11 protein-coding genes and 1 other RNA gene are annotated in these 9,812 nt (G+C 50.2%); 5 read left to right on the top strand and 7 right to left on the bottom strand.

What is annotated here, in order from left to right; genetic code table 11:
• Positions 1–309: 309 nt before the first annotated feature.
• Both ssrA and smpB read right to left on the bottom strand, forming a co-directional pair.
• Positions 310–673: a transfer-messenger RNA gene (ssrA, locus tag ACJY2G_RS12210) on the bottom strand.
• A 49-nt stretch (positions 674–722) separates the two neighbouring features.
• Positions 723–1,205 (bottom strand): SsrA-binding protein SmpB, encoded by a 483-nt coding sequence (smpB, locus tag ACJY2G_RS12205; protein WP_112288217.1) that lies wholly within the window; start codon positions 1,203–1,205, stop codon positions 723–725.
• Between the two features lie 156 nt (positions 1,206–1,361).
• On the opposite strand from smpB, the gene ACJY2G_RS12200 reads away from it, so the two are divergent.
• Positions 1,362–1,796 carry a type II toxin-antitoxin system RatA family toxin gene (locus tag ACJY2G_RS12200; protein WP_013576738.1) on the top strand — a complete coding sequence of 145 codons (435 nt, stop codon included), beginning with the start codon at positions 1,362–1,364 and terminating at the stop codon, positions 1,794–1,796.
• Entirely contained in the window at positions 1,789–2,073 is a 285-nt protein-coding gene (locus ACJY2G_RS12195) for an RnfH family protein (protein WP_120135277.1), read from the top strand. The genes ACJY2G_RS12200 and ACJY2G_RS12195 overlap by 8 nt, the downstream gene beginning before the upstream one ends.
• A gap of 77 nt (positions 2,074–2,150) precedes the next feature.
• On the opposite strand, the gene bamE is transcribed toward ACJY2G_RS12195, so the two are convergent.
• From bamE to nadK, 3 genes are all read right to left on the bottom strand, one after another.
• A complete protein-coding gene (bamE, locus tag ACJY2G_RS12190; RefSeq protein ID WP_112288172.1) occupies positions 2,151–2,495 on the bottom strand; it encodes an outer membrane protein assembly factor BamE in 345 nt (114 codons plus the stop codon).
• A gap of 112 nt (positions 2,496–2,607) precedes the next feature.
• Complete coding sequence (gene recN, locus ACJY2G_RS12185) at positions 2,608–4,269, bottom strand: DNA repair protein RecN (RefSeq protein ID WP_165353133.1); 1,662 nt, start codon at positions 4,267–4,269, stop codon at positions 2,608–2,610.
• A gap of 96 nt (positions 4,270–4,365) precedes the next feature.
• The gene (gene nadK / locus ACJY2G_RS12180) at positions 4,366–5,244 is read right to left on the bottom strand and encodes an NAD(+) kinase (RefSeq protein ID WP_112288174.1); all 879 of its coding nucleotides are present in this window, start codon (positions 5,242–5,244) and stop codon (positions 4,366–4,368) included.
• Positions 5,245–5,381: 137 nt separating this feature from the next.
• Here nadK and grpE point away from each other — a divergent pair, with 137 nt between their 5' ends.
• Positions 5,382–5,969 carry a nucleotide exchange factor GrpE gene (gene grpE, locus ACJY2G_RS12175; protein WP_120160879.1) on the top strand — a complete coding sequence of 196 codons (588 nt, stop codon included), beginning with the start codon at positions 5,382–5,384 and terminating at the stop codon, positions 5,967–5,969.
• Between the two features lie 77 nt (positions 5,970–6,046).
• Here grpE and ung read toward each other — a convergent pair whose 3' ends face one another.
• Positions 6,047–6,733 (bottom strand): uracil-DNA glycosylase, encoded by a 687-nt coding sequence (ung, locus tag ACJY2G_RS12170; RefSeq protein ID WP_120160877.1) that lies wholly within the window; start codon positions 6,731–6,733, stop codon positions 6,047–6,049.
• 337 nt (positions 6,734–7,070) lie between these two features.
• Here ung and grcA point away from each other — a divergent pair, with 337 nt between their 5' ends.
• On the top strand, positions 7,071–7,454 hold the full coding sequence (gene grcA / locus ACJY2G_RS12165) for an autonomous glycyl radical cofactor GrcA (RefSeq protein ID WP_112288177.1): 384 nt from the start codon (positions 7,071–7,073) through the stop codon (positions 7,452–7,454).
• A gap of 90 nt (positions 7,455–7,544) precedes the next feature.
• Here grcA and srmB read toward each other — a convergent pair whose 3' ends face one another.
• Entirely contained in the window at positions 7,545–8,870 is a 1,326-nt protein-coding gene (srmB, locus tag ACJY2G_RS12160; RefSeq protein WP_439291771.1) for an ATP-dependent RNA helicase SrmB, read from the bottom strand.
• A gap of 156 nt (positions 8,871–9,026) precedes the next feature.
• On the opposite strand from srmB, the gene trmN reads away from it, so the two are divergent.
• Complete coding sequence (trmN, locus tag ACJY2G_RS12155; protein WP_430318873.1) at positions 9,027–9,773, top strand: tRNA(1)(Val) (adenine(37)-N(6))-methyltransferase TrmN; 747 nt, start codon at positions 9,027–9,029, stop codon at positions 9,771–9,773.
• Positions 9,774–9,812 lie beyond the last annotated feature (39 nt).

Here is a 9,812-nt window from a genome sequence, read left to right as displayed (position 1 = left end):
CCAGGGGCTCGAGTCTCTGGCAGATTCGAACGTCTTCATTGAGTTTGGTGATGCGTTCACTGACGACGATCTGGTGATTGAGGGTGTGGTCACACACATCATCTACGATGCCAGGAATGACGTGTTTGATGACACACCCTGCATTTGAGACGAAAAAAAACCTCCGTTTTGGCGGAGGTTCTCTCAACAGAAGGAGCCGCGTATCTTTTACGTATCCTTTTCTGTCCAGATGGTGTCAGTGCTGAGTCCTAACGTTACTCATAAATTACTGGTTTATATGAGTTTGTCCCTGCACTGTCCTATCTAAATTGGTGGAGCTGGGGGGATTTGAACCCCCGTCCGAAATTACTACACCGTCGGCACTACATGCTTAGTCCAATCTTTACATTCGCCGGTTAGCTGCGGATGGACACGCCACTAACAAACTATCCTGATTGGGTTTAACGCTTTCACCCCAGGCAAGGTGTCCACGCGATCTCTTTTGGGTTTGACCTCTCTTGATCCCCGTCCTAAGAGCGGAGGCTAGGGAGAGAGGGCTCTAAGCAGGGTATTAAGCTGCTAGGGCGTAGTTTTCGTCGTTTGCGACTATTTTTTTGCGGCTTTTTACGAGGCAAACCGCCCCTCGGCATGCTCCTTGGGCTTCGCAAATCCCGTCGAATCCAGAATCAGCCCCAAGTACTATTACGCAGTATACCAGAAAAAGAACACGCTAAGCCAGAGACTTAGCGGTTTGAATTCTTCATGATACGTGCTTTGTCTACTTTCCATTCACGATCTTTAATGTCATCGCGCTTGTCGTGCTCTTTCTTACCTTTAGCCAGTCCGATCTTCACTTTTGACCAGGCATTTTTCCAGTACAAGGAAAGCGCCACGACGGTGTAACCATCACGACTGACTTTTCCGAAAAGCGTTTCTAATTCTCGCTTTTTCAGCAGTAATTTTCTCGTACGGGTAGGGTCGCAGACGATATGACTCGACGCCACGTTAAGAGGTTGAATGGTTGCGCCAAATAAATAGGCTTCACCGTCGCGGAATGTGACATAGCTGTCAGAGATGTTTGCTTTACCAGCGCGCATCGATTTGACTTCCCATCCCTGCAAAGCAAGCCCCGCCTCGATTTCATCTTCAATGAAATATTCATGGCGAGCGCGTTTGTTCATCGCGATAGTCGCGGAACCGGGTTTATGTGCTTTTTTCTTTGTCATAGTGATACTTATTATACTGTAAGCGATGCCGAATGAAATCCCCACGCTGTCAGAGTGGGGTGTTTTTGCTGTTTGTGGCGAGCTGTGCTTCGTAGTTTTTATTACCGCGCGGATAAATGGTATTATCTGTACGTTTTATGACACCTGGAAAATGATATGCCACAGATAAGTCGTTCTGCGCTTGTACCCTTCAGCGTGGAGCAGATGTACACCCTGGTTAATGATGTCGATGCTTATCCGCAGTTTCTGCCCGGTTGTACCGGCAGCCGCATTTTAGAAAACAGCGATACGTCCATGACCGCCGCCGTTGATGTTTCGAAAGCGGGCATCAGTAAGACTTTTACAACCAAAAATACGTTAATCAGCAATAAGCGCATTGATATGCAGCTGGTTGATGGTCCTTTCCGCAAACTGACCGGAGGATGGGATTTCATCGAACTTAGCCCCGACGCATGTAAAGTTCAGCTTAGCCTTGATTTCGAATTTACCAATAAATTGATTGAGTTAGCGTTCGGAAAAATCTTTAAAGAACTGGCAGGCAGTATGGTTCAGGCATTCACGCTGCGCGCAAAAGAGGTTTACAGTGTCTGAGATCCGCGTTGAAGTCGTCTATGCACTGCCGGAACGTCAGTACCTGCGCACGGTGAAACTGGAAGAAGGGAGCAGCGTGGAGCAGGCGGTCAAGGCTTCCGGTTTGCTTGAGTTACGCAGTGATATCGATTTGAAGCAGAATAAACTGGGTATCTACAGCCGCCCGGTAAAACTTGCCGATACGGTAAATGACGGAGATCGTATTGAGATTTACCGGCCATTAATTGCTGACCCGAAAGAGTTACGGCGGATTCGCGCCGAACGTTCTAAAAAATAAGGCGCCTCAGGCGCCTTATTTTTTTAGCCTGAAAGATGATTTTTGGTAGTTACCAGAGACCATCACACCGGGGCGATTTATTTTTGATCGCTCAACTTCGGTTTGTTGTCGATATTGGTCAGTTCACCCGCCTGGTTGAAGGTCAGCGTCAATGTTTGCTGTGTTACACCTTCGTGGCCTGGCTCCTGACGGAACACGTAGAACCAAACATCACTGCCAAACGGGTCGTGCAGCATCGGCGTGCCAAGAACATAAGCAACTTGTTGTTTAGTCATACCGGTATGAATTTTTTGAACATCCGCAGGAGATAAGTAATTCCCCTGGTTGATATCAGGCCGATAAACCACCTTTTCCAGAGTGGAACAGCCCGCAGTAAGCATTACAAGAGCTACAGCGGCGGCAGTTAGCGTTTTACAGCGCATAGTCATTACATTCCTTTAGGGCATAAGATGCCGATGATAATAGACCTTTCATCAGTTTGAAACCTTTGCGGGGCACCTGTATGACCGCTTAAATGTAAAAAAGTTGAGCTTTTTACGCAGCGAGCAGCTCTTTTGCATTGGCCAGCGTGTTTCGGGTGACTTCACTTCCGCCCAGCAGACGCGCCAGTTCCTGCAAACGCGCCTTTTTATCAAGCCGGTTCATTTGCGTTTCTGTCACTTCGCCGTCGGTTTCTTTGCTGACAAAATAATGCTGATGTCCGCAACCTGCAACCTGTGGTAAGTGAGTCACACACATAACTTGCGTTGATTCACCTAACTGGCGCAGCAACCGGCCAACAATGGCTGCCGTGGGTCCACTGATGCCAACGTCAACTTCATCGAAGATAAGCGCCGGAGTTTCCATTTTTTGCGCCGTAATAACCTGGATCGCCAGTGCAATACGGGAAAGCTCACCACCGGAGGCTACTTTGGCCAGCGCCTGAAGCGGCTGACCCGGGTTAGTGGTGACCTGGAATTCCAGACGGTCAGCCCCCTCCATGTTCAGGTGTTCTGGTTCAAACTGCACCTGAATCTTGAATTTACCGTGCGGCATGGAAAGTGCCTGCATGCTTTGCGTAATCAGATGTGTGAGTTCATCGGCGAAATACTGGCGTTTTTCATGCAGCTGTTCAGCAACCGCTACTGCCTGCTGATAATGACGCTGTACCGCTTCGCTCAGCTCTGCCTGATTGGTTTCCTGATCATCCAGTGCCTGCTGTTCTTCAAGCAACTGGCGATGCAATTCAGGCAGTTCTTCTGCGCTGACATGATGCTTGCGTGCAAGATTCATCTGGCGGGACAGGCGCTGTTCCAGTTCGTATAAGCGGTTTGGATCCATTTCCAGACGTTCACTGTAGTGGCGCAGTTCATCGCTGGCTTCGCTGACCTGAATGGAGGCATCGTCGAGCATGACGATCAGATCGTTCATTTTGCTGTCGAGCTCAGCCAGTTCAGTCAGCTGATTACGTGCGGTATAAAGCAAACTGACAATGTTTTGCTCTTCGCCATCGGCCAGAAGATATAGCGCGCTTTGGCTCAGGGAAAGCAGCTGTCCGCTGTTTGCCAGACGTTTGTATTCTTCATCAATTTGTTCGTACTCACCGGCCTGAGGGGCGAATTCGTTCAGTTCTTTCAACTGATATTGCAACAACTGACGGCGCGATTCGCGCTCGCTGACTTGCTGCTGATATTGCGCCAGCTGACGACAGCTCTGATGCCAGTTTTGGTAAGCTTTGCGCATTTCAGCCAACAATAGGGGCTGATCGGCATAAGCATCGAGCAGATCTTTCTGATGCTCAGGCTTGAGTAAAAGCTGATGGGCGTGTTGTCCGTGAATTTGGATCAGATGCTGACCCAGCTCGCGAAGCTGTGACAAAGGCACGGGCGTGCCGTTAATGAAACCGCGGGAACGGCCGTCACTGCTGATGGTACGGCGCAGCAGGCAATCCTGCCCTTCGTCGAGCTGGTTTTCTGCCAGCCAGTGTTTTGCAGAAGGTGTATCAGCCAGAGTGAAGCGGGCGCAGATATCGGCACGACTGGCACCCAGGCGCACCATGCTGCCGTCTGCGCGACTGCCAAGGCAAAGCCCGAGCGCATCAATAGCGATGGACTTACCGGCACCGGTTTCACCGGTGATTGCCGTCATACCGGCATGAAAATCGATTTCTAATTCGCGGACAATGGCAAAGTTACTGATAGTTAATTGCGCCAGCATGATCACCTTCCTGTACATAACAACAGACCTGTAATTACATACAGTATAAACTGGTTTTATATACAGTAAAGGGGCTGGCGAATTATTTTTGTCTGATCAGAAGAGTTTTTTTGACCATCCGAGTTTTGTGCTTAATGTATTGAAATAGCTGTAGTCTTTCGGGTGGATCAGATTCAGGTGGAACTCGCTGCGGCGGATGACCACTTCTTCACCCGGTTGGATCGGCAAGGCAATCTGGCTGTCACAGCTGATTTCAAGGTCATTGCTCATATGTGAGAACCGCAGACAAATCGTACTGCTGCTGTTAATAACCAGCGGGCGCGCAGAAAGTGTGTGCGGGAACATCGGCACCAGCGCAATAGCTTCTAACGTCGGCGTCAGGATCGGACCGCCACCTGATAGTGAATAGGCGGTAGAGCCGGTTGGTGTCGAAATAATCAGACCGTCCGAACGTTGGGAGAAGGCGAATTTGTCGTCAATATAGACTTCAAATTCAATCATGTGTGCGACTTTTCCCGGATGAAGGACGACTTCATTGATAGCGGTGCTCACGCGACATTGCTGGTCTTTGCAGCGTACCATGGCCTCCAGAAGGAAACGTTGTTCGCTGATGTATTCGCCCTGCAGAACGTCATCGAGTTGCTGCAAAGCGTTATCCGGATCCAGATCGGTCAGAAAACCGAGATTGCCACGGTTGATGCCGATGACTTTGATGTCATAGCGTGCCAGAACGCGTGCGGCGCCCAGCATGTTACCGTCACCGCCGACAACAACGGCCAGATCGGCCAGTTTGCCGATTTCTGCCAGACTGCCGGTCGTAGCGTTTTCAAGGGCTAGATCTTGCGCCACCTGTCGCTCAACAATGACCTGATATCCTTTTGAGATTAACCAGTGGTAAAGCATTTCATGGGTGGCAAGTGCCGAAGGATGACGAGGGTGTCCGACAATCCCAATGCACTCAAATTTTTTATTCATCGCTGTGGTTATCCTCAGCAGGGTGTGATGACCCCTGCATTATGACCGGTTTCATTAAAAACCAAACCTTGAAACCCCGGTTTTGATCCCCATAATAAGCCAAGTAGCAAGATTAATGCTAAAACGCGGAGAGATTCATGAGTAGTAAAGAACATAAGACACCTGACGAGCAAGTCTCTGAAGAACTGAATCAGGAACAAGAGCTGCAAGCGGAAGCGGAAACCCAGGCGGCAGATGTCGTTGACCCGCGCGATGAACGTATTGCTGAACTGGAAGCACAGCTGAAAGAACTCCAGCAGCGCGAGCGTGACAGCTTGCTGCGTGCGAAAGCGGAAGTGGAAAACATCCGTCGTCGCACCGAACTGGATATCGAGAAAGCGCATAAATTTGCTCTGGAGAAATTCTCCGGCGAGCTGCTGCCTGTTATCGATAATCTGGAACGTGCTCTGGATCTGGCGGATAAATCCAATTCAGAACTGGCAGGTTTGATTGAAGGCGTCGAACTGACCCTGAAATCTCTGCTGGATGCTGTGCGTAAGTTCGGTATGGAAGTGGTGAGCGATATCCACGTGCCTTTCAATCCGGAACTGCACCAGGCGATGACGATGATGGAATCTGAAGAGCTGGAACCTAATCACGTGATGATGGTGATGCAAAAGGGTTACACGCTGAATGGCCGTCTGTTACGCCCTGCAATGGTTGCGGTTTCCAAAGCAAAAGCCTGATTCTGTGTTTAGCAGACTGATATAACGAAAGAGGCACCTTCGCGGGTGCCTCTTTTTTATGCCTGTTCAGGTCGCATTTATGCCTGTTCAGGCAATACCGGCACCCAGTCAATCGGTGCCAGACCCTGTTGTTCCAGTAAGGCATTCGCCTGTGAGAAATGTTTACATCCCAGAAAACCGCGATGTGCAGAAAGCGGAGAAGGGTGCGGCGCTTTCAAAACATGATGGCGGTTGCGGTCGATAATATTACCCTTCTTCTGCGCGTGAGAGCCCCACAGCAAAAAGACAATTCCTTCACGATTTTCGTTCAGCGCGGCAATAACTTTGTCGGTAAAGGTTTCCCAGCCCAGTTTGGCATGTGAGTGCGCCTGACCCCCTTCGACGGTCAAAACCGTATTCAGCAGCAGCACGCCCTGATCGGCCCAGCTTTGCAGATAGCCGTGAGATGGTCGTACGAAGCCGGGAATGTCGGTGGCCAGTTCTTTATACATGTTCACTAAAGAAGGCGGGGCAGGGATACCCGGACGGACAGAAAATGATAATCCGTGAGCCTGGTTGGGGCCGTGGTAAGGATCCTGACCCAGGATCACCACTTTGACGTCTGCCAGTTCAGCAGAACGAAAGGCGTTGAACACATCCTGCTGTGGCGGATAAATGGTTTTGCCTGCCGCGCGTTCTGCCGCGACAAACTTCAATGTATCAACGAAATAGGGTTGTTCTTTTTCCTGACCAATCACGTCATGCCAGGTGAGAGTAGTGGACATTGACGCTCTCCTTTTGAAGGTAATTTTAAACTGGCAGTAGCTTACCTGCTCATTCTGCTGAGTGAAACCCGCACGCGCTTTTGCTGATGTTTATCTGCGACTTAACGTTCTATGCAAAATTTGTTGATAATTTACAAAAATAATTTAATCAGGCGCCTTGAGAAAATTGATATAAATCATAAATATGCCGAGAGTGAGAAATGCCCACAGGGGAAAGATTGATATTTATCAAAGAATGCAGGGTGCTCTGCTGTTATATCTGACAACAGGAAAACAGGTTGTGATTCAGCCTGACATCAATCAATTAACAGTATCGTAGCCAACTTGGAGGCAACATATGATCACCGGGATCCAAATTACTAAAACCGACAACGAAGCGCTGAAAAACTCTTTCTGGCTGCTCGATGATGAAAAAGCAGAAGCTCGCTGTGTATGTGCAAAAGCGGGTTTTGCGGAAGACCAGATTGTGGCTGTCAGCGATCTTGGCAAGTTTGAATACCGTGAAGTACCGATGGAAGTTCAGCCGACCGTGCGCGTGGAAGGTGGTCAGCACCTGAACGTTAACGTCCTGCGTCGTGAAACGCTGGAAGATGCGGTTAAGCACCCAGAAAAATACCCACAGCTGACTATTCGTGTGTCTGGCTATGCGGTACGCTTCAACTCACTGACTGCTGAACAGCAGCGTGACGTAATTACCCGTACTTTCACTGAAAGCCTGTAAGCGCCTCTGAGCGTTTCAGTTTTCAGATAATAGCAGGAATAAAAAAACCGCCTTTCGGGGCGGTTTTTCTTTGCATCAAATCAGGCCTGATTAGGAGACGTCTTTGGCTGCGTCAGGTTTAACGCGGCGCTTGCCGACATTTTTGCTGTCACGATGGCGAACTTTCACTTTCACCTTCGATTTTTCCTGATCCGCTTTCTGCTTCTCTTTACGTTTCGCCAGCACTTTCTTCGATGGCTTACCGGTCACTTTTTCACTAGGTGCTTTGGTCTTAGGGCGGAAGCCTTCCAGTACGCGCGCTTTAAGTGGTTCATTCAGGTAACGACCGATTTTACCGAGCAGCAGATGGTCATGCGCTTCCACGAAGGAAATCGCGGTGCCTTTGCGGCCAGCACGACCGGTACGGCCGATGCGGTGCAGATAGATATCAGCGGTCAGCGGCAGGTCAAAGTTGAAGACGTGGCTGATGTCGTTGATATCCAGACCGCGCGCGGCGATGTCGGTGGCAACCAGCACGTTAACGCGATCTTCGACCATACGTTTAACGGCTTCGGTACGTTTAACCTGTACCATTTCGCCTTCGAGATAGCAGGAGTTAATCCCTGCTTCGCGTAACCAGGCAACCAGTTCATGCACACGCTCGCGCTTACGCACGAAAATCACCGATTTAGTGACGTCTTCCTGTTTCAGCAAATGGATCAGCATCTGAGTTTTATGCGCCAGATCGTCGGCACGGTAATACCATTGCAGGATCTTTTTGCGTTCGCGGCGTGACGGGTCGGCTTCGATTTCTACCGGCTCAGTCAGAATGCGTTCTGCGAATTCACGGATGGCTTCCCCTTCCAGCGTTGCGGAGAACAGCAACGTCTGTTTGCGCCAGCGTGCTTCTGCAGAAATGGTTTCGATGTCCTGCGCAAAACCCATGTCCAGCATGCGGTCGGCTTCGTCGAGGATCAGCGTTTCGATTGCGCGGCAGTCGAAGTTTTCTTCTTTGATGTATTGCAGCAAACGTCCGGTTGTCGCAACGACAATGTCCTGGTTCTCGCTGAACACTTCGGCATGGTTCATATAAGCCACGCCGCCAGTGATGGTCGCGATATCCAGTTCGGTATGTTTGGCTAACTCACGCGCCTGTTCTGCAACCTGCATAGCAAGTTCGCGGGTTGGCGTGAGGATCAGAATTCGTGGCGGACCAGATTTCTTACGCGGGAAATCCAGCAAATGCTGCAATGCAGGCAGCAGGAACGCCGCTGTTTTGCCGGTGCCGGTAGGAGCCGAACCCAACACATCGCGTCCGTCCATTGCTGGCGGAATGGCCTCTGCCTGAATGACAGTAGGACGGCTATAGCCTTTGTCGCCAAGGGCTTCAATCAGGCGTTCATCGAGTTCGAGTTCGGAAAAAGTGGTTACAGTCATGGTCTACCTCTACTTGGGGCGCCGATTATAGACGTGTTAGACGCGATCTTCACCTATTTAAGCGGTTTGCGTGGCTTTTACTCTGCTTCTCTTTGCCCTATGCTACGACAGTTTTCGTTCCCGGCCCTGCTGGCTGGCGTTATTACGGTGAAATGAGTGACAAAAGAAGTCAGTTCCGCACAGCCTTTACGGCGCAATGGTTTTACCTTTAAACAGTTTTTCGTCGCACATGACCGTTGCGCGATGAAAGTTGGCACAGACGGTGTTTTGCTGGGGGCGACCGCGCCGGTCACTCAGGCACGACGTGTTCTTGATATTGGCTGCGGCAGCGGTCTGATTGCCATGATGCTGGCACAGCGCAGCGAATCTGACACTGTTATCGATGCCGTAGAACTGGAACCTGCGGCCGCCGGACAGGCAGCTGAAAATTTCCGCGAATCAGTCTGGGCGAATAGATTGTCTGTCCATGCGCAGGATATTAATGAGTACGCGCAAAAACATCCTGCTCAGTATGATCTGATTGTCAGCAATCCGCCTTATTTTGAATCAGCCGTTGCCTGCCGCGATGAAGCCCGTAATGCTGCCCGTTACACAGAAACCCTGACACATGAAGCGCTGCTGGAATGCGCGCAGATGCTGATCGCGCCGGAAGGGCTGTTCAGCGTTGTTCTGCCCTATGACATCGGTCTGGCATTTGAAACGCTGGCTCACCAGAACGGCTGGTTCAGTGCGTGGCGCATGGCCGTTCGAGACCGGCCGGGAAAACCGCTTAACCGTTTGCTGCTGACATTATCAAGGCAATTTGTTGAACGCACGGATGAGGAACTGGCATTGCGGAAATCTGAAGGTGTTTACAGCGAAGAGTTCTGCACGCTGATCACCGATTTTTATCTGAATTATTAACGGGGCAAAAGGTGAGGGGCCGAAAAGTGCGTTCCTTCG

Source organism: Rahnella sp. ATs2 (genome assembly GCF_051851855.1).
Lineage (GTDB): Bacteria > Pseudomonadota > Gammaproteobacteria > Enterobacterales > Enterobacteriaceae > Rahnella > Rahnella variigena.
This window is presented reverse-complemented; position numbering and strand designations above follow the sequence as displayed.

What these genes read in the sequence shown, in the direction of transcription:
- smpB (WP_112288217.1), bottom strand. Translation starts at nt 1,205, where the DNA reads ATGACAAAGAAAAAAGCACATAAACCCGGTTCCGCGACTATCGCGATG.
- ACJY2G_RS12200 (WP_013576738.1), top strand. Translation starts at nt 1,362, where the DNA reads ATGCCACAGATAAGTCGTTCTGCGCTTGTACCCTTCAGCGTGGAGCAG.
- bamE (WP_112288172.1), bottom strand. Translation starts at nt 2,495, where the DNA reads ATGCGCTGTAAAACGCTAACTGCCGCCGCTGTAGCTCTTGTAATGCTT.
- recN (WP_165353133.1), bottom strand. Translation starts at nt 4,269, where the DNA reads ATGCTGGCGCAATTAACTATCAGTAACTTTGCCATTGTCCGCGAATTA.
- nadK (WP_112288174.1), bottom strand. Translation starts at nt 5,244, where the DNA reads ATGAATAAAAAATTTGAGTGCATTGGGATTGTCGGACACCCTCGTCAT.
- grpE (WP_120160879.1), top strand. Translation starts at nt 5,382, where the DNA reads ATGAGTAGTAAAGAACATAAGACACCTGACGAGCAAGTCTCTGAAGAA.
- ung (WP_120160877.1), bottom strand. Translation starts at nt 6,733, where the DNA reads ATGTCCACTACTCTCACCTGGCATGACGTGATTGGTCAGGAAAAAGAA.
- grcA (WP_112288177.1), top strand. Translation starts at nt 7,071, where the DNA reads ATGATCACCGGGATCCAAATTACTAAAACCGACAACGAAGCGCTGAAA.
- srmB (WP_439291771.1), bottom strand. Translation starts at nt 8,870, where the DNA reads ATGACTGTAACCACTTTTTCCGAACTCGAACTCGATGAACGCCTGATT.